Origin of the sequence: Streptomyces zinciresistens K42 (assembly GCF_000225525.1) — a bacterium.
GTDB classification, from domain to species: Bacteria; Actinomycetota; Actinomycetes; order Streptomycetales; family Streptomycetaceae; genus Streptomyces; species Streptomyces zinciresistens.
Genome location: NZ_AGBF01000116.1, coordinates 1 through 21372, shown reverse-complemented (window position 1 = coordinate 21372; position 21372 = coordinate 1). Strand labels below are relative to the sequence as shown.

The window sequence follows — 21372 nt, the reverse complement described above, 5'->3', positions numbered from 1 at the left end:
CGACACCCCACCGTTCTACCCCAAGACCCCCGACCCTCCCGCCTCTCGAGCCGGGGGCCCACGAGATCACAACTCCACACACGCCCTAGAGGCTGCCGGCTGGCGGGGCCGGGGCGGCGGGGGCGTACCCGGACAGCGTCCGGCGGCCTGTTGGGACTCACGCCGCCGCGACCGGCGACAACTGCCGGGCGCCCCATGGCGACACATTCCTGTCGGGTCCAGGACCGGAGGCGATGGGTCGTGATCGGCTACACCATGACCGGGGACGTGGCCCGTCCGGGCCACGGAGGCGCACTGCGCGCGGTAGGCGCGGCCTCGCACTCATGAACCGGCACCAACTCTCCCGACATCGGTCGCGCGTTACGGTGGTGCGTCTGCGATGTCGCTCCGCTACACACAGACGCAGTGCTCGACCGCCAGGGCAACGCCATGCCCGAACTGGGAATGTGCAAGGAGATCAGCACCAGCCCAGCACGGGACGGGTTCCCTGGGGTGATCACAGGTGTCTACAGGTCAGCACGCAGTCAGCACGGGTAAAGCAAGAGCCCCGGATCGCTCCGGGGCTCTAACACTGTGACCTGCATGTTTGCCGTCAGGAACGATCCCTGTTACGTCGGCGTCTCAGATACCGTCCGCACATACGTGCCACACTGCCAGACTCCGCAGGCCGAGAGGGAGCACACGGGACACCCATGTACAGCACTGTCAGCACCGTCAGCACCGCGTCCGCCTCGCTCGCCTCCCTCTGGGACGAGGTCTCGGGCACCCAGCCCGACCCCGACCTGTGGGTGGTCCTCGCCACGCTGGCGGCCGCGCTCGCCGTGGTCGTCCCGCCCGGCCTCTGGCGCCTGTCGCGCAACACGATCACCATCGCCCACGAGGGCGGCCACGGCCTGGTCGCCCTGCTGACCGGACGGACGCTGACGGGCATACGCCTGCACTCCGACACCAGCGGGCTCACCGTCAGCCGGGGCAAGCCGCACGGCATCGGGATGATCCTGACGGCGGCGGCCGGCTACACCGCTCCCCCGCTGCTGGGGCTCGGCGGCGCCGCCCTGCTGGCCGCGGGGCGGATCACCCTGCTGCTGTGGCTGGCGGCGCTCCTGCTGCTGGCGATGCTGGTGATGGTCAGGAACGCCTACGGAGCGCTGACGGTGTTCCTGACGGGCGGGACGTTCGTCCTGGTGTCCTGGCTGAGCGGTCCGCAGGTGCAGGCGGCGTTCGCGTACGCGGTGGTGTGGTTCCTGCTGGTCGGCGGGGTGCGGCCGGCCTTCGAGCTCCAGGCGAAGCGGTCCCGGGGCGGGGCGGGCGACTCGGACGCGGACCAGCTGTCCCGGCTGACGCATGTGCCGGCCGGGCTGTGGCTGTTCCTGTTCCACGCGGTCTCGCTGTGCTCGCTGATAGGCGGGGGGCGCTGGCTGCTGGAAGGGGCGGGCGGCCGGTAGGAAAAAGGGCGCCGCCGGGGCGGCGGGGGCGTACCCGGACAGCGTCCGGCCCGCCGTCCTGCTTATAAAGTGGGGCCATGGCCCCGAACGACGCCCACACCGCCCTCTGGCCCGCCCCGCACGCGAGCGGAGCCGTCGACGCGACGGTCCACGTGCCGGGGTCCAAGTCGGTCACCAACCGCGCGCTCGTCCTCGCCGCCCTGGCGAGCGAGCCGGGCTGGCTGCGCCGCCCCCTGCGCTCCCGCGACACCCTGCTGATGGCGGGCGCGCTGCGGGCGATGGGCGTCGGCATCGAGGAGGGCGTCGGCCCCGAGGGCACCGGCGAGGCGTGGCGGGTGCTCCCCGCGGGGCTGCGCGGTCCGGCCGCGGTCGACGTCGGCAACGCCGGCACGGTGATGCGGTTCCTGCCGCCGGTGGCCGCCCTGGCCGACGGCCCCGTCCGCTTCGACGGCGACCCGAGGTCGTACGAGCGTCCGCTGCACGGCGTGATCGACGCGCTGCGCGTCCTCGGCGCCCGGATCGACGACGACGCACGCGGGGCGCTGCCGCTGACGGTGCACGGCGGGGGCGCGCTGGAGGGCGGCACGGTGGAGATCGACGCCTCCTCCTCGTCCCAGTTCGTCTCGGCGCTGCTGCTGTCCGGCCCGCGCTTCAACCAGGGCGTGGAGGTGCGGCACACCGGCTCCGCGCTGCCGTCGATGCCGCACATCCGCATGACGGTCGACATGCTGCGCGCGGTCGGCGCGCAGGTCGACACCCCGGAGTCGGGCGGCGAGCCGAACGTCTGGCGGGTCACCCCGGGTGCGCTGCTCGGCCGGGACCTGACGGTCGAGCCGGACCTGTCCAACGCCCAGCCGTTCCTGGCCGCGGCGCTGGTGACGGGCGGCAAGGTGCTCGTCCCCGACTGGCCGGCGCGCACCACGCAGCCCGGTGACCGGCTGCGGGAGATCTTCACCGAGATGGGTGGTTCCTGCGAACTCACCGAGTACGGGCTGGTGTTCACCGGATCGGGTGCGATCCACGGCATCGACGTGGACCTGGGCGAGGTCGGCGAGCTGACCCCGGGCATCGCGGCGGTCGCGGCCCTCGCGGACTCCCCCTCGACGCTGCGCGGGGTCGCGCACCTGCGTCTGCACGAGACGGACCGGCTGGCCGCGCTGACCAAGGAGGTCAACGAACTCGGCGGTGACGTCACCGAGACGGCCGACGGGCTGCACATCCGCCCGCGCCGGCTGCACGGCGGCGTCTTCCACTCCTACGAGGACCACCGCATGGCGACCGCCGGCGCGATCCTCGGCCTCGCGGTCGAGGGCGTACGGATCGAGAACGTGGCGACGACGGCGAAGACCCTGCCGGACTTCCCCGAACTGTGGACCGGGATGCTCGGGGCGTAGGGACGCGGGGACAAGCCATGCGCCGCTACGGCAAGCACACCGACGAGGACGACATCCGCACCCGTCCGGGCCGCCGCAACACCCGGCCCCGGACGAACATCCGGCCCAAGCACGAGGACGCCGCCGAGGGCCTCGTCCTCACCGTCGACCGGGGGCGGCTGACCTGCCTGGTCGGGGACCGGGTCGTGATGGCGATGAAGGCCCGCGAACTCGGCCGCAAGGCGGCGGTGGTCGGGGACCGGGTCGCGCTGGTCGGCGATCTGTCCGGCAGGAAGGACACCCTCGCGCGGATCGTGCGCATCGAGGACCGCACGTCCGTGCTGCGCCGCACGGCCGACGACGACGACCCCTACGAGCGCGTGGTGGTGGCCAACGCCGACCAGCTCGCCATCGTCACCGCGCTCGCCGACCCCGAGCCGCGGCCCCGGCTGATCGACCGCTGCCTGGTGGCGGCGTTCGACGGCGGTCTGGAGCCGCTGCTGGTGCTGACCAAGTCGGACCTGGCCCCGGCGGACGAAATCCTCGGCCTGTACGGCGCGTTGGACATCCCGTACGTCGTCACCAGCCGCGAGGACCTGGAGGACGGGGACGCGGCGGGGCGGGTGCGCGGGCATCTGGACGGCAGGGTCACGGCGTTCGTCGGCCACTCGGGCGTCGGCAAGACGACCCTGGTGAACGCGCTGGTCCCGCTGGAGCGTCGGCGTTCCACGGGGCATGTGAACGCGGTGACGGGCCGGGGCCGGCACACCACGACCTCGGCGCTGGCGCTGCCGCTGTCGGAGGCGGACGGCTGGGTGATCGACACCCCGGGCGTGCGCTCCTTCGGGCTGGCGCACATCGACCCCTCGCGGGTGATCCACGCCTTCCCGGACCTGGAGCCGGGAACCGAGGGCTGCCCGCGCGCGTGCAGTCACGACGAGCCGGACTGCGCGCTGGACGACTGGGTGGCGGCGGGCCGCGCGGACCGGGCCCGGCTGTACTCGCTGCGGCGGCTGCTGGCGACCCGCGAGCGCACGGAGGGCGACTGACCTCCGCGTTGTTTGTCCCCGGGCGAGTCCGGTAAGGGCATAATCGCACCGAGCCGGGTGCAAGCCTGACCAGAGCCTGACTGTGCGGTCACGGTACGTGGGGATACGGGAGGACAGCTCATGGCGTGGCTGCTGGTCGTCGTGGCGGGACTGCTGGAAACCGGCTTCGCGGTGTGCCTGAAGCTGTCGCACGGCTTCACCCGGCTGTGGCCGACCATCGCCTTCGCCGTCTTCGCGCTCGGCAGCTTCGGTCTGCTGACCCTGTCGCTGCGCAAGCTGGACGTCGGACCGGCGTACGCGGTGTGGACGGGGATCGGGGCGGCGGGCACCGCGATCTACGGCATGGTCTTCCTCGGCGACCTCGTCTCCACTCTGAAGATCATCTCGATCAGCCTGGTCATCGCGGGCGTCATCGGACTCCAGTTGTCGGGTTCCTCCTCCTGAGCCCGGCGGGCCGGGGCGCTCAGCCGCCCGGCTGCCGGTGCAGCGCGCCGCGCACGAGGTCGGCGACACCGCCCTCGCCGGGCGGCGCTGCGACGCAGGACAGGGCCAGCCGGACGACGAGTTCGCAGGAGCGGGCGAGGTCGGCCGTGTCCGCCCTCCCCGCGCCGCTCCCCGAGAGGACCGCGACGGCCCGGTCGCGCACGGCGGCCACGAAGTCGCCGGGCGAGGGCAGCGGCCCGTCGGCCCGCCGCTGGGCCGGCACGGCGGAGGAGGACGGCACGGCGGACAGCGTCGGGGAGGGCAGCCGCTCGCTCCAGCAGCCGGTCAGCATGGCGCGGACGAGGGCGTTGTCGCGGGCGAGGCCCGCGGTCCACTCGGCGGTGGCGACGAGGCGGTCGCGGGCGTCGGCGTGGGCGGTGAGGGCGCGTTCGACGCCGCTGAGATAGCCGTCGGCCTCCCGCCTCACGAGGGCGCGGGCGAGCCCCTCCTTGCTGCCGAACTCGTTGTACAGCGTCTGCCGGGACACCCCGGCGGCGGCTGCCACGTCCACCATCCGCACGGTGGGCCACGGCCGGCGCGCCAGCGCCGCGTAGGCGGCGTCCAGCAGGGACTCCCGCGCTGCAGGCATCATCGCCTCCCGGGGACGAGCGGCTCTGCGCACAGGTTTGACGCGCGGGGGTTCGCTGTCAAGGGTTCGCGGGGGCGCCGCCGGTGGGGCGCGGGGGTGGCCGTGCCGTGCGCGGTGTGCGAGGGGCGGGGCGGACGGCGGGCCGGCCCGGTGCGCGGGGGGCTGTGGCACGACCCGGACCGGTGCGGATACGGTTCGTCCCATGCCGGACTACCTCGACGATCTCCGCCTCGCCCACGTCCTCGCGGACGCCGCCGACGCCGCGACCATGGCCCGCTTCAAGGCGCTCGACCTGAAGGTCGAGACCAAGCCGGACATGACGCCGGTGAGTGAGGCGGACAAGGCGGCCGAGGAGCTGATCCGCGGACAGCTCCAGCGGGCCCGCCCCCGCGACGCGGTCCTCGGCGAGGAGTACGGCATCGAGGGCACCGGTCCGCGCCGCTGGGTCGTCGACCCGATCGACGGCACCAAGAACTACGTACGCGGTGTGCCCGTCTGGGCCACGCTGATCGCCCTGACGGAGGCCGGGGAGGGCGGCTTCCATCCCGTCGTCGGCGTCGTCTCGGCGCCCGCCATCGGGCGCCGCTGGTGGGCCGCCAAGGGGCACGGCGCCTTCACCGGCCGCAGTCTCTCCGCGGCGTCCCGGCTGCGTGTCTCGGGCGTCTCGAAGCTGTCGGACGCCTCCTTCGCCTACTCCTCGCTCAGCGGCTGGGAGGAGCAGGGGCGGCTCGGCGGCTTCCTCGACCTCACGCGCGAGGTGTGGCGCACGCGCGCCTACGGCGACTTCTGGCCGTACATGATGGTCGCCGAGGGGTCGGTCGACCTGTGCGCCGAGCCGGAGCTGTCCCTGTGGGACATGGCCGCGACCTCGATCGTCGTCACCGAGGCGGGCGGCACCTTCACCGGCCTCGACGGCCGCCCCGGCCCGCACGGCGGCAACGCGGCGGCGTCGAACGGCCTGCTCCACGACGAGCTTCTGGACTACCTCAACGCGCGCTACTGAGCCCCTTGTTGACCCCCTCTTTACCTGTCACTCTGAGAGTCCCCCCACTTGTGAACGTGTGAAACCGCGAAGGAACGGTGCGGGGGCACTTGAGGAGGTGGCTCCATCCATGCTCGTACGTGACGCCATGAGCACCGTGGTCCTCACCATCGGCCCCACCCACACCCTGCGGCAGGCAGCCGCGCTGATGGCCGCCCGCCGCGTCGGCGCGGCCCTGGTCCACGACCCGGACGCCGGCGGCATCGGCATCCTGACCGAACGCGACATCCTCGACTCCGTCGGCCTCGGACAGAGCCCGGACACCGAACGGGCCCACGACCACACCACCGGAGACGTGGTGTTCGCCGCCCCGGGCTGGACCCTGGAGGAGGCGGCGCGCGCCATGGTGCACGGCGGCTTCCGGCACCTGATCGTGCTGGACCACGAGGAACCGGTCGGCATCGTCTCGGTGCGCGACATCATCCGCTGCTGGGCCCCCCGGCGACAGCAGGTTCCCGCCTGATCACGCATCGGCCGCGCGCCGAGGCCGTCGCCCTCGGCACGGGCGGGGGCGCCCGGAGCGGCGTCGGCCGCTCCCGCCCAGGGGCCGAGCAGAGTCCGATCCCATTCTGGACCTTGTCCAATTCGAGCCTGTATCCAAAATCACATCCATTCGGAACCTGGTCCCTCTGCTGTTAAGGTGTCCACCATGAGCGACCTTCTGGAACGGCTGCGCGGACGCGGATGGCGGATGACCGCGCAGCGGCGCGTCGTGGCCGAGGTGCTCGCGGGCGACCACGTCCATCTGACCGCGGACGAGGTGCACGCGCGGGCCGTCGCCAAGCTGCCCGAGATCTCCCGGGCGACCGTCTACAACACGCTGGGCGAACTGGTCACCCTGGGCGAGGTCCTGGAGGTCTCGACCGACAAGCGCGCCAAGCGGTACGACCCGAACGCCCACCGGCCCCACCACCACCTGGTCTGCGCCACCTGCGGCTCCATCCGGGACGTCCATCCGACCGGCAACCCGCTGGCCGACCTGCCCGACTCCGAGCGCTTCGGCTTCACCGTCTCGGACGTCGAGGTCACCTACCGCGGCATCTGCCCGAACTGCGCGGCGGCCTGACCCGCACACCCTCCCGAGCCCCGGCACCGACGCGTGCCGGGGCATCGCGCCGCCCGGACTTCGGTGCGGAGCGGAAAAGATCCACGGGCACGCACCAAGGGCCGGAATCCCTGAGGATTCCGGCCCTTGGCCTTGAGTAGCGGGGACAGGATTTGAACCTGCGACCTCTGGGTTATGAGCCCAGCGAGCTACCGAGCTGCTCCACCCCGCGTCGGTGAACGCAACATTACGTCACCACGTCGGACCGAGGCAAATCGCTTTCCCGCGCGGCCCCGCGGGCCCTGCGAGAGGGCCCGCGTCACGCCGACAGCTCCTCCCGCAGGGCGTCACGCAGCCGCTCGGCCCGCCGGGCCACCTCGACCGGGCCGAGGCTCACCGCGCGCTCGGCCCAGCGCTGCCCCTCGGCCAGCTCGCCGCGACGCGCGTAGACCAGGGCGAGCCGCAACGCCGACCGCCCGTGCCCGGCGTCCGCAGCCCGGGTCCACCACACCGCCGCCTCGGGCTCGCTGCCCTCCCTGGCCAGCAGCAGCCCGAGGTTGAAGGCGCCGTTGCGCGATCCGGCCTCGGCGGCGGTGCGGTACCACCGCGCCGCCTCCACGACGTCGCCGCGCGCGGCGGCCATCATGCCGACCCGCACCTGGGCCCGCCGGTGCCCTTGCGAGGCCGCGCGCTCGTACCACTCCTCGCACTCGGTCTTCTCGTGCACGATCTCGCCGAGCTCGTGCGCGGGCTCCGGCGGCCGCCGCGAGTCCAGCACGGTCGCCAGCCGGTACGCCGCCTCCGCGCTGCCCGCGCCGGCCGCGCACCGCAGATGCCGCTCCGCCGCCGGTTCGTCGCCCTCGCGCAGCCGGGCGATGCCGACCTGGAGGGCGGCCTCGCTGTGCCCGGCCGCGGCGGCCCGCTCGTACCAGCGCAGCGCGGCGCGCTCCTCGCCCCGCCCGGCGTGCAGGATGCCCAGGTTGAAGGCCGCGTCGACGCTGCCGGCCTCGGCCGCCTTGGAGAACCACGGCTCGGCACCGGTCGTGTCGCCGACCCGGAGCAGCAGGATCGCGAGCGCGTTGGCCGCCTCGCGGTGCCCGGCGTACGCCGCTCGGCGGTACCACTGCTCGGCCTGCGCGGTGCGGGCCTGCTCGGCGCAGAGCAGCCCGAGGTTGTACGCGCCGTTGACATCACCGGCGTCCATCGCGGCCCGGTACCAGCGCTCGGCGGTCTGGGTCTCGCCGCGCTCGGCGTGCAGCGCGCCCAGCGCGTTGGCCGCGTTGCCGTCGCCGTCCTGGGCGGCCCGCAGCCACCACACGGCGGCGCTCTCGGTGTCCCCGGCGTCGCGCAGCAGGAAGCCGAGGGCGCAGGCGGCCCGCGCCTCCCCGTCCTTGGCGGACGTCAGGTACCAGCGCCCGGCCTCCCTGAGGTCCCCCCGCCGCTCCAGGATCGCGCCGAGGTGCAGCGCGGCCCGGCGGTGTCCGCGCGCGGCGGCCTGGCGGTACCACTGCTCGGCCTCCTCCATGAGCGGCCCGGCCGCGACGACGACACCGTCGTCGGACCCGTCCTCCCCCGAGGGCACGGCCCGCCGGTCGAGCGCGCGCGCCAGCCGGTACGCCGCCTCCCGGTGGCCGCGCTCGGCGGCGGCCCGCATCCAGCGCTCCGCCCCCTTGTCACCGCGGTGCTCCAGCAGGTCGGCGAGGGCGTACGCGCCGAGCGCGTGCCCCTGCTCGGCGGACTGCCGCAGCCAGTACTCGGCGGCCGGCTCGTCACCCCGCTCGCGGTGCAGGCGCCCCAGGGCGTGCGCCGCTGCGGCGGACCCCGCGACAGCGGCGATCCGCCACCATCCGGCGGCCTCGTCGGCGTATCCGCGCTGGTGGAGCAGGACTCCCAGGTTGTTGGCGGCGGCCCGGTCCCCGGCGGCGGTGGCGGCCCGCAGATGCGGCTCGGCCCCGTCGAGGTCGCCGCGGCGCAGCAGCATCGCCCCGAGGACGCTCATCGCCTCGGTGTCGCCGCGCTCCGCGGCGAGGCGCCTGCGCGCCTCCTCGGCGGCCTCCCCGGTCTCGTCCCGGCCCACCGGCCGGCCGAAGGCGAACCCGTCCTGGGGCCCGCCGAGATCATTCATCGACCGCGCGGCACCGGTCGTCGGCTGCGCGGAATCACCCGCCGGCCCCGCAAAGCCGACAGGATGCACAAACCGCCCTGTCTCCAACAGAGTTGCCTTGTCCCCCATAACGTCCATCGTCGCACCACCTGCAACCTGGGTACACCTGGTATACCGCAGCCAGTGAGGTCACTTCAGCGTTTTGTCGACATGCCCACAGAGAGACAAGTCAAACACGGTTCCCCCAACTCCCCACGGCGGCGCGTCCATTCCGCTTCCCGGGACAGGCGTTCGCACACCACAAAGGCCCGGATCCTTGAAGGATCCGGGCCTTTGACGTCGTACGGCATTGCCGTCGACTCCAGTAGCGGGGACAGGATTTGAACCTGCGACCTCTGGGTTATGAGCCCAGCGAGCTACCGAGCTGCTCCACCCCGCGCCGTTGTGAAAGAACCGTATCACGGCGCGGGACGGGGCATGCGACGAGTCCCGGCGGCTAGCTGCCGGTGGGGCTTGTCGAGGGGGTCGGGCTCTTGCTCGGCTCGGTGCCGCCGCCTCCGGTCTTGTCGGGCTGCGACTGCGCCTTCTCGGCCCGCTGCAGGGCGTCCTGAAGGTCCTTCTGCGCCGTGCCGTACGCCTGCCAGTCGCCCTTCTTCAGGGCTTCCTGGCCCGCGTCGAACGCCTTCTGGGCGTCGTTGAGCGCGTTCTGGACGGTCGGGTTGCTGGACTTCGGCGGTGGTGTGGTGCCGCCGTCGTCACCCTGGTCCGGTGGCGAGGTCGTCGGTCCCTGCGCTCCGAACACCTTGTTCAGCGCCTCGTCCAGAGTGTCCTCGAACGCGGTGCTGCCGCCGTAGGACACCAGGACCTTGCGCAGCAGCGGGTACTTCAGTCCGCCGCCGCGGACGTAGACCGGCTCCACGTAGAGCAGTCCGCCGTCCAGCGGGACCGCCAGCAGGTTGCCGTACTCGACTTCCGAGTCGCCACCTCTCAGCAGCCTGATCGTCTCGGCGATGTTCTGCTCGGAGTTGAACTGGCTCTGGACCTGGCTGGGGCCGTTGACCGTGGTGTTGGTCGGCAGTTTCAGGATTCTGATCTTGCCGTAGTCGCTGGTGCCCGCCTCCGCGTCGACCGCCATGAACGCGCTCAGGTTGTCACGGCCGTTGGGCGTGAACGTCGTCGTCAGCGAGAACGCCTGCGCCTTCTGGTCGGGCATCTTCATGCTCAGGTAGTACGGCGGCACCGCGCTGCCCGACTTGTTCGTCGGGTCGTCCGGCACCTGCCAGACCTCGCTGCCGCTGAGGAACGTCGTGGCGTCCTTCACGTGGTAGCGGGTGAGCAGTTCGCGCTGGACCTTGAACAGGTCCTGCGGGTAGCGCAGGTGGTCCATCAGCGACTTGGAGATCGCGCCCTTCGACTCCACCGTGCCCGGGAACGCCTTCATCCAGGTCTTCAGGACCGGGTCCTTGGTGTCCCACTGGAAGAGCTTGACCTCGCCGGTGTACGCGTCGACGGTCGCCTTCACCGAGTTGCGGATGTAGTTGACCTGGTTCTGCTGCGCCACCACCGCGCGCTGGTCGTTGCTCGCGGTCAGCGAGTCGGCAGTGGTGTCACCGAGGGTCGTGCGCGAGGAGTACGGGTAGCCGTTGGTCGTGGTGTACGCGTCGACGATCCACTGGATGCGGCCGTCCACCACCGCCGGGTAGGCGTCGCCGTCGATGGTCAGCCACGGGGCGACCGCCTCGACGCGCTCCTTGGGCGTGCGGTTGTACAGGATGCGCGAACCCTCGCCGATGGCACCCGAGTACAGGATCTGCGGCTCGCCGAACGCCACCGCGTACGCGGCCCGGTTGACCGGGTTGGAGAGGCTGACGCCGCTGTCGCCCTTGTAGCTGTAGGTCTTCTCACCGCTGTCGTCGGAGTAGTCGATCTCCTTCTGGGGACCGCCGACGATGGAGTACATGGTGGTCTTCTCGCCGTAGTAGACCCGCTGCTCGTACTTCCCGAGGTCACCCTTGGACGGCAGGTCGGACTCGGTGAAGTCGGGCCTGCCCTGGGGGTCGGCACTCGTGCCCTCGGCGGCGACCACACCGTAGCCGTGGGTGTAGCGGAAGTGGTCGTTGATCCAGTTCCGCTTCGGGATGCCCTCGAGATTGATCTCGCGCAGACCGATGACGGTGTCCTGGTCCTTGCCGTTCTTGCTGTAGCGGTCGACATCCAGGTTGGTCGGGAACGCGTAGTAGTTCCTGATCTGCTGGAGCTGCTGGAACGTCGGCGAGACGATGTTCGGGTCCATGATCCGGATGCTCGCCGTGGCGTCCACGTCGTCGCGCAGCTGGGTCTTGTCCTGGGTCTTGCCGGTGCCCGGGTAGTCGGTGACCTTGGTGCCGTCGATGCCGTACGCGTTACGCGTGGCCTTGAGGTTCTTCTCGACGTACGGCGCTTCCTTGGCCTGCTCGTTCGGCTGGACCTGGAACTTCTGCACGATGGCCGGGTAGAGGCCGCCGATCAGGATCGCCGAGAGCACCATCAGGCCGAAGCCGATGACGGGCAGCTGCCAGGTGCGACGCCACAGGGTGGCGAAGAACAGCAGCGCGCAGATGACGGCGATGCAGAACAGGATCGTCTTGGCCGGCAGATAGGCGTTGGCGTCGACGTACCGCAGGCCCGTCCAGTTGTCGGTCGCCTTGAAGTCGCTGGACTTCACGGCCAGGCCGTACCGGTCGAGCCAGTACGCGACGGCCTTCAGGGCGACGAAGATGCCGATGAGGACCGAGAGATGGCCGGTGGCCGCGGCCGTCGCCCGCGCGCCCGGACTGGTGATGCGCAGCCCGCCGTACAGGTAGTGGGTGAGCGCGGCGGCGATCACGGAGAGGATCGCGGCGGCGAAGCCGAAGCCGAGCATGAACCGGTACCAGGGCAGGTCGAAGGCGTAGAAGCCGACGTCCAGGTTGAACTGGGGGTCCTTCTCGCCGAAGGGCACGCCGTTGATCCACATCAGCCAGGTGCGCCACTGGCTGGAGGCGGAGGCGCCCGCGATCAGCCCGACCAGGGCGGTGATCGCCAGCAGCAGCCACTTCTTGTAGGGCGCGATGCCCATGCGGTAGCGGTCGAGGCTCTGCTGCTCCACCGACATCGCGCTCAACGGCGGGCGCAGCCGGTGCGCCAGCCAGATGTTGAGTCCGACGGCGAGGGCCATCAGCAGGCCGAAGACGAAGAAGAGCCCGATCTTCGTCCACAGCGTGGTCGTGAACACGGACGAGTAGTTCACCGACCGGTACCAGAGCCAGTCCGTCCAGAAGCCCGCGAACATGGTGAAAGCCATGCCGAGGACGGCGAGGACGCCCAGTGTCATGAGCAGGGTACGCACCCGCCGGGACGGGCGGCCCACTCTCATCCGTGGCCCGGTCGGGCCTCCGCCGCGGTCCGGCATCTGGAAAGCCAAGGTTCGCACCCCGAAAATCGCTGTTCGATCGGCCAGGCCCGCGTCGTCGTGGACCCTCCGTGGCCCCCCGTGATCGCGGGTCCACACCTATGCAACTTACTCATCGCTTACTCGGTTCCCGATTTCGGGCGGGAACGAGGCAGGATTGTGACCATGTCCAACACTTCCATGGCTGCGAGCCCGCTCACCCGGGCCGTCCTCGAGATCGACGAGTACGCCTCCGGCCTCGGCTGGGACCAGCCCGCCCGCCTCTTCGCCCTGGTCGACACCGCGCGGCTGCGCGTCCAGGAACCCGGCCTCGCCGCCCAGCTCGGCCTCGCGGACGCGCAGGAGAGCAGCGGCCTGACTCCGATCGAGCAGGACGAGATTCCCGCGGGCAAGGCGCTCGACGAGTTCCTCGGCACGATCGCCTGGCCCGACGCCGTGGCCGGCTGCGCGCTCACCGTCGAGCGGCTGATGCTGCCGCCGTCCGCCGAGGCGCAGGTCCCGCAGGGGCTGAGCGGCGGCAAGCTCACGCGGTGGGTGGCCGACCATCCCGACCGCCAGGAGGTCCGCATGACGGTCGCGGTGCTGCGCGACGGCACCCGTGAGTCGGCGCTGCGGCTGCGCGAGAAGGACACCCCGACCGAGGTCCTCACCGGTCCCGACCTGGTCCCGGGGCTGGCGGAGGGGCTGACGGCGACGTTCGCCGACTGAGGTACGCCGACTGAGGTAGCCGCATCCCGTACGACGGCGAGGGCGCCCCGGTTCCGGGGCGCCCTCCGTGTTGCCGGGGCAGCGCTCCGTTTCCGGGGGCGCCTTGGTACCGGGGGGCGCTCCCGGTCAGGTGTGCGCTTTGTCCCGCGCCGTCAGCTCCCGGCGGTGCACTGGGGCAGGCGGGCGGTGTCGCCGGAGCGGATGTCCTTCAGGGCACCCAGGGCGTCGTCGATGGTGCCGACCTTGACCAGGGTGAGCCCGTCGGGGACGTCCCTGGCGGCGGTCGCGCAGTTCTCCGCGGGCGTCAGGAAGTACCGGGCGCCCTTCTCGCGCGCGCCCACGGTCTTCATCTCGATGCCGCCGATGGGCCCGACCTTGCCCGTGTCGTCGATGGTGCCGGTGCCGGCGACGAACTTGCCGCCGGTGAGGTTGCCCGGGGTGAGCTTGTCGTAGAGGCCGAGCGCGAACATCAGGCCGGCGCTGGGCCCCCCGACGTCGGCGAGCTTGATGTCGATGCCGAACGGGAAGGTGTGGTCGGTCCCGGCGGAGATGCCGACGATGGCGCGCCGGGCGCCGGAGTCGTCGGACCGGGCGGTCCTGATCGTGATCGTCTCGGTCTTCGCGGGAGCACGGCGCTCCTTCTCGGCGGCGGTCTGCTCCTTGGCCGGCACGATCGTGAACACGACGTCCTGGCCGGGCTTGCGCTTGGTCACCAGCTTGGCGACGTCGCCGGGCTCCTTCACCGCGGTGCCGTCCACGGTCTTGATCACGTCGCCCGCGTGCAGCTTGCCCTCGGCCGGGGTGCCCTTGACGACCGTCGAGACGATCACCCAGCTCCGCACCGGGATGTCCAGCGCCTTCAGGGCGGCGACCTTGGCGCTCTCCTGGGACTGGCTGAACTCCTCGGCGTTCTCCTGGGTGGACTGCTCCTCGGTCTTGCCGTCCGGGTAGAGGGTGTCGTGGGGGACGACCTTGTTGTCGTGCGCGAGCCATCCGTAGACGGCCTCCACGAGGTTCATCCGGTAGTCGGCACTGGTGACACGGACGGTGGTCATGTTGAGGTTGCCGGTCGCCGGGTAGGTCTTGCGGCCGGAGATCTGCAGTACCGGTTCGCCGTTGTGCTCGCCGAGCGTGTTCACCGTGGGCCCCGGGGACATCTCCGAGTACGGCACGGGGATGAACACTCCCGCGCACAGGAGCGCGATCAGCATCAGGGTGGAGGCGAGCATCGTCGCGGTGCGGCGTGGCATGGCACGACAGTACGTGACGGTGCTGTCGGTGCCTCGTCAGGGCCGCGACCCGGGCACCGGGATCAGGCGCGCGGGGACTTCTCCATGGCCGCGCGGAAGCGGGCGTAACCGTCGAGCTCCGGGCCGTCCCCCCGTGCCTTTCTCGTCCGGTTGGCCCAGCTGCCCCACAGACCGGCACCGACCGCAGCCCCGAGCGGAATCAGCAACCAGACGAGCGCCGCCATCCCGTCCTCCCGTCCCCAATGAGCGACCGCGAACTGACTGATCAGCAGATTAACCGCTGGCACTGACAACGCTCATGCCCGGGGTGCGGTTACGCAAGCGGAGTGAGGTGTACGGGGTGGCGGGAGAAGCGGAGGGGGCCGGGGAAGAGGCGGCGCGCGGCGCGGCGCGCTTCAGGCGGGCGGGACGGGGTGCGCCCAGGCAGGTGCGCGGGCCGCGTGCGCTTACGGCGGCGCGCGCGTCAGCAGGCGCCCACCCACTCCTCCGTGCCGTCGGAGAACTTCTGGTGCTTCCAGATCGGCACCTCGTGCTTGAGGTCGTCGATCAGCCTGCGGCAGGCCGCGAACGCCTCCGCGCGGTGCGGGCAGGAGACGGCGACGACCACGGCCAGGTCCCCGACCGCGAGATCTCCCACGCGGTGCACGGCGGCGAGGGCGCGCACCGGGAACTCGGCGACGACCTTCTCGGCGACGCGTCGCATCTCGGCCTCGGCTCCGGGGTGGCACGAGTACCCGAGCCGGTCCACGTCGGCACCGCCGTCGTGGTTGCGCACGGTCCCCACGAACAGCGCGGTCCCGCCTGCGGCGTCGTCCCCGACGGCGCGGAAGACCTCGTCCAGCGACAGGGCCGTCTCGCGGATGCCGAGGAGCTTGACGGGGTCCTGTGCGCCCTGCTCGCCGGGGTGGTCGTCGGTAGGTGCCATGGCCCCATCGTGCCCCACGCGCGGGAGGTGGGGGAATAGCGTCATCGCCCGGCACACGCGTGTGGACGTTTGGAGCCTTCTACAGGGGGTGCGGAGGACGGGCCTCGGGCGCGGCCCCGGCGCTCGGCCGGATGCGTCCCTCAGATCCTGCGCCGCGCCTTGCGCGCCCGCCGTACGACCGCCGCCGCGCCCAGCAGGGCCACCGTGGCCCCGGCCGCGCCCGCCGCCGTCGCGTCCTTGCGGCCCAGCCGCCGCCCGGCGACGGTGTGCCGCCCGGAGACCTCCTCCAGCAGCTCCGCGAGCACCTCCTCGTTGGTCCACCGCGGCCGCCACCCGGCGTCGTGCAGCCGGCTGCCGCTGACCACCCAGGGGTGCATCGTGTACGCGAGGTCCCCGGCCGGGGACGGCGTCAGCCCGATCCTGTGCAGCCGGGCCGCGGCGCCCAGCGCGACCGCCGAGGGCAGCTCCATGCGCCGGATGCCGCTGAGCTCCTCGACCTCCTCCTGCTCCAGCCAGCCGTCGCAGCCGACGGCGAGTTCCCCGTCGACCTTCTCCAGGACGGCGTACTCCATCGCGCTGCACAGGTCCTCGACGTGGCAGAACTGCCAGGCCGGCCTCGATCCGGCCACCACGAGCAGCCTGGGCGACTCGAAGTACCTGGTCAGCGCGGTGTCGGTGCCGCCGACGAGCACGGCGGGCCGGACGACGGTGACGTTGAGGCCGGGGTGGGCCCGGGGTGCTCTGCGCGCGAGGCGCTCGATCTCCAGCAGGTCGCCGACGCCGGTGGCCTCGGCCGTGGCCCGCAGCTCCGCGTCCTCGGACAGCGGCAGCTCGTTGTCCGGGAGAGCGCCGTAGACCATCGTGGAGGTGCACAGCACGACCCGGTGGATCCCGGCCGCCGCGGTGGCCGTGAGGACGGTCTGCGTCCCCCGGACGTTGTAGGCGGTCCGCGCGGCGGCGTCCGTCTCCAGATCGAGGTCGAGCGCCAGGTGGACGACCACGTCGGCGCCGCGCAGCTTCTCCGCGATGGCCGGGTCCCGCACGTCCAGGATGTGCCACTGCGCCGCGTCGCACTCACCGCGGCGCTCGTCGATGGCGATGACCTTCTTGACCTCGTCCGATGCGGCGAGCCGCTCGGTGAGCAGGGCGCCGACACCGGACGCGGCACCGGTCACCGCGACGACGGGGCCGCGCACCCCGCGCGCGGAGGGGGTTGACCGGTTTCGCGCTGCGCGAACCTGCGGATCAGGGGAACTCACCGGGCGTCTCCAGCGGTTGTCTTCAGTACGAGCGTGTGTGACGCGTCCGTACCAGGTGGCATCCATCCTGCCGCAGGCCGGGAGTCGGCGAAGCACCGAGGCCCGATCGGCCCGTGGTGTCTACGCTGGGTGGTGTTATCGGGCAGTCGTGCCGCCGGCGCCAGCCGGTGGCCTTACCAGCCGAGGAATCCCGTGAGTGACACCCCATTCGGATTCGGCCTTCCGCCGGAGGAGCCGGACGACGGCGACGAGGGCAAGAAGAAGGACCAGCAGAGCGGTGGTGGTCAGGGACCGGCCAACCCGTTCGGTTTCGGGGCAGCCGGTGCCGGAGGCTTTGGCGGCCCGGGTGCCGACAACCCGTTCGCCGCCATGTTCGGATCACTGAACCCCACCGACCTGGGCGCCGCGTTCCAGCAGCTGGGCCAGATGCTCTCCTACGAGGGCGGCCCGGTGAACTGGGACATGGCCAAGCAGATCGCCCGCCAGACCGTCGCGCAGGGCACCGCGGACGGCACGAAGGACGCCAGCGTCGGCCCCACCGACCGCAATGCCGTCCAGGAGGCGGTCCGCCTGGCCGACCTGTGGCTCGACGACGCCACTTCCCTGCCCTCCGGGGCGAGCAACGCCGTCGCGTGGAGCCGCGCGGAGTGGGTCGAGGCGACGCTGCCCGCGTGGCAGGAGCTCGTCGACCCGGTCGCCGAGCGGGTCGGCATCGCCATGGGCGATGTCCTGCCCGAGGAGATGCAGTCCATGGCCGGCCCGCTGATCGGCATGATGCGCTCGATGGGCGGCGCCATGTTCGGCACACAGATCGGGCAGGCCGTCGGCGTGCTCGCGGGCGAGGTCGTCGGTTCCACGGACGTCGGTCTGCCGCTCGGCCCGGTCGGCAGGGCCGCCCTGCTGCCGGTCAACATCGAGGCGTTCGGCAAGGACCTGGGCGTCCCCCAGGAAGAGGTGCGGCTGTACCTCGCCCTGCGCGAGGCCGCCCACCAGCGCCTGTTCGCGCACGTGCCGTGGCTGCGCTCGCATCTGTTCGGCGCGGTCGACGGCTACGCGCGCGGGATCAAGGTCGACACGGCCAAGCTGGAGGACGTCGTCGGCCAGTTCGACCCGCAGAACCCGGAGCAGTTGCAGGACGCGCTCCAGCAGGGCATGTTCCAGCCGGAGGACACCCCGGAGCAGAAGGCGGCGCTTGCCCGTCTGGAGACGGCTCTGGCGCTCGTCGAGGGCTGGGTGGACGCCGTCGTGCACGCCGCGGCCAAGCCCCGTCTGTCGTCCGCGGACGCGCTGCGCGAGACGCTGCGCCGCCGCCGCGCGTCGGGCGGCCCGGCCGAGCAGACCTTCGCCACGCTGATCGGCCTGGAGCTGCGTCCGCGCCGGCTGCGGGACGCCTCGCGCCTGTGGGCCTCGCTCACGGACGCGCGCGGTGTCGACGGCCGGGACGCCCTGTGGGCCCACCCGGACATGCTGCCGACGGCGAGCGACCTGGACGACCCGGACGGCTTCGTGCACCGCGAGCAGATCGACTTCTCCGAGCTGGACAAGATGCTCGGCGAGGCGGCCGGCGGCGGGAAGCCGGACCTGAACAAGCAGGCGGACTCCGACGGCGACGGCACCAAGGACGACGGCGCCGAATGATCCTGCACGACGACGCGGTCCTCGTGCTGAAGGGCTACGAGGACCAGGAAGAGCTGCGCCGGACGTACCTGGAGCATCTGCGGACGCACCCGGACGGCATGTGGAAGGCATGCGGCGACGGGCACATCACGGCGAGCGCGCTGGTCGTCGATCCCCCGGGCGGGCGGGTACTGCTCACCCTGCACGGCAAGCTGCGCATGTGGCTCCAGATGGGCGGGCACTGCGAGCCGTCCGACCGGACCCTCGCGGAGGCCGCCCTGCGCGAGGCGACCGAGGAGTCGGGGATCGCCGGCCTCCGCCTGCTGCCCGGCGGCCCGGTGCGCCTGGACCGCCATGAGACGCCCTGCGCCTGGCATCTGGACGTGCAGTACGCGGCCCTGGCCCCGGCCGACGCCGTGGAGGCGATCAGCGACGAGTCGCTCGACCTGCGCTGGTTCGGCTGGGACGAGGTGGCGGACGTGGCGGACGACTCGGTCGTACGCCTGGTGGAGGCGACGCGCGCCCGTCTGTGAGCGCGAGAGGGGCGACCGCGGTGAGCGGTCGCCCCCTCCCGGCACCAGCGGACGGGAAGCCGGTCAGTTCCAGACGTTGCCCTGGTTCTGTCCCCGAGAGCCCTGCCGGCCCATGCCGAACTGGGCGGCGGCACCCGAGCCGATCTGGGCGTTCTGCGGCGGCAGCAGTTCACTGGGCTGGACGAACGCGAAGCCGGTGCCCATGAAGCTGAGCTCCCAGCCCTCGCCCGTGTTGCCGCGGCGCCGCCACACCCCGGAGGAGTGCGTCTGGGCCTGCATCTGCACCCGCAGCCCGGTGGACCAGGCCACGATCGCGTCGGCGTCGCAGTTGACGTACCTGTCGGGCGTGACCTGCATCATCAGCGGCACACCGGAGGTCATGAGGGCGACCTTGCCCCGGCCGGTGATGTTGAGCTGGTACTTGCCGGAGCCGGAGATGCCGTAGAGGCTGTCCACGGCGATGACCTCGTGGTGCAGCGAGGAGTCCATCGCCAGCACATAGCTGCTGTCGACGGTCAGCCCGTCCTGGTCCACCTCCACGAGGTGGACGTGCTGTTCGAGGTTGGCCAGGTAGACGACGCCCTCCCCGTGGCAGCGCATCAGGTCCAGTCCCTCACCGGTACGCGCACGCGTGCGTGACTGCCGGCGGCTCTGGTACTCGGCGTCGAACTCGACGAGGCCCTGATAGGCGACCATCGCGCCCTTGCGGGCGAGGATGTCGTCCTGGCCCTCCAGGGTGACGCGGAGCATCTGCTTGTTCTGCAGGCTCCAGCGGTCCTGGGTCTGCTGGTCGTTGAAGGCGAAAATCGGGCTCTGCATGGCTTTCCTGTCCCCCTCAGCCCCGGATCCGGAGGCGGTCGGTGCTGTCCTCGCTGGGCTGGACGACGACGATGCCCTGACCGGAGAAGGCCATCTGATAGGCCTCGCCGCTGCCACGGCCGATGAGCGACTGCGCCTTGAAACTGCGCTTGCCCTTCACCTTGAGGTTCGGGGACCAGGCGACGAGCGCGTCCGGGTCGACGTACGTCTCGTCCTCGCCACCGCCGCAGTCGACGACGATGGGCTTGCCCCGGGAGGTCAGCGCGACCCAGCCCTGCCCGGAGATCCTGGTGTTCCACAGGCCCTGGCCGGCGAACTTCGCCAGGCCCTTCACCCGTTCGACGCCCCACGTCAGGTGGGCGTCGAAGGCGAGCAGGTTGGTGGCGTTGACGGAGATGCCGTCGCCGTTGAGGTTGATGACGACGACGTCGGCGCCGTAGTCGGCGAGATAGAGCAGGCCGTCGCCGGAGCACTTCATGAGCGGCGCGCCCTCACCGGTCATCCAGTCCTTGGCGATCTGGCGCACGGCGGGCGGGTTGGGCTCGTACTGGACGAAGCCCTCGTAGGCGATCATCGACCCCACGCGCGCGAGGAGGTCGTGCCCGGTCTGCATGGCGACCTTCAGCATGTGGTCGCCGTGGTTCTCCATGCGAGCGGCGACGGGTGCGGGGGCGTGGCCCGCGAATGGCTGGTTCATGACGGGCTCCCTCAGACCTCGTACGGCTGGACGACGATGAAGTTGCCGGGAGCGCCCCGGAACTGGAGGTTGACGCTCTCCCCGGAGTCTCCCGGGTAGGCGTTGCGGCGCATGCGGACCTGGCTGGAGACGACGACCTGCGCGGCGGACGACCAGGCGACCACGGCGTGGCAGTCGGCGAACGTCGTCGGTGTGACCGGCAGCACCACGGGTGTGCCGTGCGTCTTGACGACGACGGTGCCGGTGCCGGTGAACTGCATCGTGAACAGCGCGCCACCGGGGATGCCGTGGCCCTCGATGCGGCGGACCTCGTACTGCAGGCCCTCGTCGAAGGCGAGGACGTTCTCCGCGGAGACGCAGATGCCGTCGCCCTGGAGCTCGATGGGGTGCAGCATCGTGGAGTTCTCGGCGAGGAACACCTGGCCCTGGCCGGTGCAGCGCATGAGCTGCATCTCCTGGCCGGTCGCGTTGCCCACGATGCGGCCGGCGAATCCGGCGCCCTTGTAGCCGAAGTCGACCTTGCCCTGGTAGAGCACCATGCTGCCCTGCCGGGCCAGCACCGGCTGACCTCCGATGCCGAGGTCGACGCGGACCAGCTTGTCGTTCTGCTGTGTCCAGCGCTGACCGGTGGGCGTCTCCTTGAACTTCTGGAGCGCCGCGGTGACCCCGGGGGCCTGGGGTGCGCTCTGGGGCACGCCCTGCGGGGCGCCCTGGGGCGTCTGCTGGCCGGGGACCTGCCCGTAGCCGGGGGGCTGGTGGCCGTAGCCCGGGGGCGGGGTCGGCTGGCCGTAGCCGGGCGGCGGGGTGGGGGCCTGCGGCGGCTGGGGGGCCTGGGGCGGCTGCGGGTAGCCGTAGCCGGGCGGCGGCGGAGCGGAGGGCTGGCCGTAGGGTGCGGGCGCCGGGGGCGGGGGCGGCGGGGTGCCGCCGGGCGGCGTCATGGGCGCGACGATGGTGGGCTGGGCGTGCACCGAGGGCGCCGGGCTCGGAGGCGGCGGCGTCGATCC

Annotated in this window: 20 protein-coding genes and 2 tRNA genes; 10 read left to right on the top strand and 12 right to left on the bottom strand. The window is 71.9% G+C overall.

The genetic code is table 11. The features are described from left to right. Positions 1-692: 692 nt before the first annotated feature. The 4 genes from SZN_RS25160 (at position 693) to SZN_RS25145 (ending at position 4311) form a co-directional block, all read left to right on the top strand. Positions 693-1445, top strand: a complete 753-nt coding sequence (locus tag SZN_RS25160) for a M50 family metallopeptidase (protein ID WP_007500128.1) — start codon at positions 693-695, stop codon at positions 1443-1445. A gap of 77 nt (positions 1446-1522) precedes the next feature. Further along, the gene (gene aroA / locus SZN_RS25155) at positions 1523-2839 is read left to right on the top strand and encodes a 3-phosphoshikimate 1-carboxyvinyltransferase (RefSeq protein WP_007500126.1); all 1317 of its coding nucleotides are present in this window, start codon (positions 1523-1525) and stop codon (positions 2837-2839) included. A 17-nt stretch (positions 2840-2856) separates the two neighbouring features. Next, positions 2857-3867 (top strand): ribosome small subunit-dependent GTPase A, encoded by a 1011-nt coding sequence (gene rsgA / locus SZN_RS25150; protein WP_007500123.1) that lies wholly within the window; start codon positions 2857-2859, stop codon positions 3865-3867. Between the two features lie 120 nt (positions 3868-3987). Continuing rightward, positions 3988-4311 (top strand): DMT family transporter, encoded by a 324-nt coding sequence (locus SZN_RS25145; RefSeq protein ID WP_007500121.1) that lies wholly within the window; start codon positions 3988-3990, stop codon positions 4309-4311. A gap of 19 nt (positions 4312-4330) precedes the next feature. Here SZN_RS25145 and SZN_RS25140 read toward each other — a convergent pair whose 3' ends face one another. Next, a complete protein-coding gene (locus SZN_RS25140; RefSeq protein ID WP_007500119.1) occupies positions 4331-4942 on the bottom strand; it encodes a TetR/AcrR family transcriptional regulator in 612 nt (203 codons plus the stop codon). Between the two features lie 199 nt (positions 4943-5141). Here SZN_RS25140 and hisN point away from each other — a divergent pair, with 199 nt between their 5' ends. The 3 genes from hisN (at position 5142) to SZN_RS25125 (ending at position 7047) form a co-directional block, all read left to right on the top strand. Then, a complete protein-coding gene (gene hisN / locus SZN_RS25135; RefSeq protein ID WP_007500116.1) occupies positions 5142-5942 on the top strand; it encodes a histidinol-phosphatase in 801 nt (266 codons plus the stop codon). Positions 5943-6051: 109 nt separating this feature from the next. Beyond that, the gene (locus tag SZN_RS25130) at positions 6052-6444 is read left to right on the top strand and encodes a CBS domain-containing protein (protein WP_007500114.1); all 393 of its coding nucleotides are present in this window, start codon (positions 6052-6054) and stop codon (positions 6442-6444) included. A gap of 186 nt (positions 6445-6630) precedes the next feature. Then, positions 6631-7047: a Fur family transcriptional regulator gene (locus tag SZN_RS25125; RefSeq protein WP_007500112.1), complete on the top strand. Its 417-nt coding sequence runs from the start codon at positions 6631-6633 to the stop codon at positions 7045-7047. Between the two features lie 137 nt (positions 7048-7184). Here SZN_RS25125 and SZN_RS25120 read toward each other — a convergent pair. From SZN_RS25120 to SZN_RS25105, 4 genes are all read right to left on the bottom strand, one after another. Next, positions 7185-7258, bottom strand: a tRNA-Met gene (locus tag SZN_RS25120). Between the two features lie 87 nt (positions 7259-7345). After that, positions 7346-9268, bottom strand: coding sequence for a tetratricopeptide repeat protein (locus SZN_RS25115; protein ID WP_208865848.1), 1923 nt, complete (start codon positions 9266-9268; stop codon positions 7346-7348). Positions 9269-9495: 227 nt separating this feature from the next. Then, positions 9496-9569 (bottom strand) — tRNA-Met (locus SZN_RS25110). A 57-nt stretch (positions 9570-9626) separates the two neighbouring features. Further along, the gene (locus SZN_RS25105) at positions 9627-12560 is read right to left on the bottom strand and encodes a UPF0182 family membrane protein (RefSeq protein WP_086021439.1); all 2934 of its coding nucleotides are present in this window, start codon (positions 12558-12560) and stop codon (positions 9627-9629) included. Positions 12561-12725: 165 nt separating this feature from the next. On the opposite strand from SZN_RS25105, the gene SZN_RS25100 reads away from it, so the two are divergent. Further along, on the top strand, positions 12726-13268 hold the full coding sequence (locus tag SZN_RS25100) for a PPA1309 family protein (RefSeq protein WP_007500106.1): 543 nt from the start codon (positions 12726-12728) through the stop codon (positions 13266-13268). Positions 13269-13420: 152 nt separating this feature from the next. Here the strand turns inward: SZN_RS25100 and SZN_RS25095 are convergent, their stop codons facing one another. The 4 genes from SZN_RS25095 to SZN_RS25085 all read right to left on the bottom strand — a co-directional run bounded on the left by SZN_RS25095 (position 13421) and on the right by SZN_RS25085 (position 16702). Beyond that, positions 13421-14518: a YlbL family protein gene (locus tag SZN_RS25095; protein ID WP_007500104.1), complete on the bottom strand. Its 1098-nt coding sequence runs from the start codon at positions 14516-14518 to the stop codon at positions 13421-13423. Between the two features lie 62 nt (positions 14519-14580). Next, positions 14581-14742 carry a hypothetical protein gene (locus tag SZN_RS41540; RefSeq protein ID WP_007500103.1) on the bottom strand — a complete coding sequence of 54 codons (162 nt, stop codon included), beginning with the start codon at positions 14740-14742 and terminating at the stop codon, positions 14581-14583. A gap of 239 nt (positions 14743-14981) precedes the next feature. Continuing rightward, entirely contained in the window at positions 14982-15443 is a 462-nt protein-coding gene (locus SZN_RS25090) for a molybdenum cofactor biosynthesis protein MoaE (RefSeq protein ID WP_007500101.1), read from the bottom strand. Positions 15444-15583: 140 nt separating this feature from the next. Further along, the gene (locus SZN_RS25085; protein ID WP_043732941.1) at positions 15584-16702 is read right to left on the bottom strand and encodes an SDR family oxidoreductase; all 1119 of its coding nucleotides are present in this window, start codon (positions 16700-16702) and stop codon (positions 15584-15586) included. 192 nt (positions 16703-16894) lie between these two features. Here SZN_RS25085 and SZN_RS25080 point away from each other — a divergent pair, with 192 nt between their 5' ends. Both SZN_RS25080 and SZN_RS25075 read left to right on the top strand, forming a co-directional pair. Next, entirely contained in the window at positions 16895-18340 is a 1446-nt protein-coding gene (locus SZN_RS25080; protein ID WP_007500097.1) for a zinc-dependent metalloprotease, read from the top strand. Further along, positions 18337-18852: an NUDIX hydrolase gene (locus SZN_RS25075; protein ID WP_007500095.1), complete on the top strand. Its 516-nt coding sequence runs from the start codon at positions 18337-18339 to the stop codon at positions 18850-18852. The genes SZN_RS25080 and SZN_RS25075 overlap by 4 nt, the downstream gene beginning before the upstream one ends. A gap of 63 nt (positions 18853-18915) precedes the next feature. Here the strand turns inward: SZN_RS25075 and SZN_RS25070 are convergent, their stop codons facing one another. From SZN_RS25070 to SZN_RS25060, 3 genes are all read right to left on the bottom strand, one after another. Then, entirely contained in the window at positions 18916-19671 is a 756-nt protein-coding gene (locus SZN_RS25070) for an AIM24 family protein (protein WP_007500093.1), read from the bottom strand. Positions 19672-19687: 16 nt separating this feature from the next. Next, positions 19688-20368, bottom strand: a complete 681-nt coding sequence (locus SZN_RS25065; protein WP_007500091.1) for an AIM24 family protein — start codon at positions 20366-20368, stop codon at positions 19688-19690. Between the two features lie 11 nt (positions 20369-20379). Continuing rightward, on the bottom strand, positions 20380-21372 hold a 993-nt coding region (locus SZN_RS25060; RefSeq protein WP_007500089.1), incomplete at its 5' end, for an AIM24 family protein.

Excerpts from the sequence above, each read along its gene's own strand:
- rsgA (WP_007500123.1), top strand. The coding sequence starts at position 2,857 with ATGCGCCGCTACGGCAAGCACACCGACGAGGACGACATCCGCACCCGT.
- aroA (WP_007500126.1), top strand. The coding sequence starts at position 1,523 with ATGGCCCCGAACGACGCCCACACCGCCCTCTGGCCCGCCCCGCACGCG.
- SZN_RS25105 (WP_086021439.1), bottom strand. The coding sequence starts at position 12,560 with ATGCCGGACCGCGGCGGAGGCCCGACCGGGCCACGGATGAGAGTGGGC.
- SZN_RS25100 (WP_007500106.1), top strand. The coding sequence starts at position 12,726 with ATGTCCAACACTTCCATGGCTGCGAGCCCGCTCACCCGGGCCGTCCTC.
- SZN_RS25160 (WP_007500128.1), top strand. The coding sequence starts at position 693 with ATGTACAGCACTGTCAGCACCGTCAGCACCGCGTCCGCCTCGCTCGCC.
- SZN_RS41540 (WP_007500103.1), bottom strand. The coding sequence starts at position 14,742 with ATGGCGGCGCTCGTCTGGTTGCTGATTCCGCTCGGGGCTGCGGTCGGT.
- SZN_RS25095 (WP_007500104.1), bottom strand. The coding sequence starts at position 14,518 with ATGCCACGCCGCACCGCGACGATGCTCGCCTCCACCCTGATGCTGATC.
- SZN_RS25125 (WP_007500112.1), top strand. The coding sequence starts at position 6,631 with ATGAGCGACCTTCTGGAACGGCTGCGCGGACGCGGATGGCGGATGACC.
- SZN_RS25145 (WP_007500121.1), top strand. The coding sequence starts at position 3,988 with ATGGCGTGGCTGCTGGTCGTCGTGGCGGGACTGCTGGAAACCGGCTTC.
- SZN_RS25070 (WP_007500093.1), bottom strand. The coding sequence starts at position 19,671 with ATGCAGAGCCCGATTTTCGCCTTCAACGACCAGCAGACCCAGGACCGC.
- SZN_RS25130 (WP_007500114.1), top strand. The coding sequence starts at position 6,052 with ATGCTCGTACGTGACGCCATGAGCACCGTGGTCCTCACCATCGGCCCC.
- SZN_RS25115 (WP_208865848.1), bottom strand. The coding sequence starts at position 9,268 with ATGGACGTTATGGGGGACAAGGCAACTCTGTTGGAGACAGGGCGGTTT.
- hisN (WP_007500116.1), top strand. The coding sequence starts at position 5,142 with ATGCCGGACTACCTCGACGATCTCCGCCTCGCCCACGTCCTCGCGGAC.
- SZN_RS25075 (WP_007500095.1), top strand. The coding sequence starts at position 18,337 with ATGATCCTGCACGACGACGCGGTCCTCGTGCTGAAGGGCTACGAGGAC.
- SZN_RS25065 (WP_007500091.1), bottom strand. The coding sequence starts at position 20,368 with ATGAACCAGCCATTCGCGGGCCACGCCCCCGCACCCGTCGCCGCTCGC.
- SZN_RS25140 (WP_007500119.1), bottom strand. The coding sequence starts at position 4,942 with ATGATGCCTGCAGCGCGGGAGTCCCTGCTGGACGCCGCCTACGCGGCG.
- SZN_RS25090 (WP_007500101.1), bottom strand. The coding sequence starts at position 15,443 with ATGGCACCTACCGACGACCACCCCGGCGAGCAGGGCGCACAGGACCCC.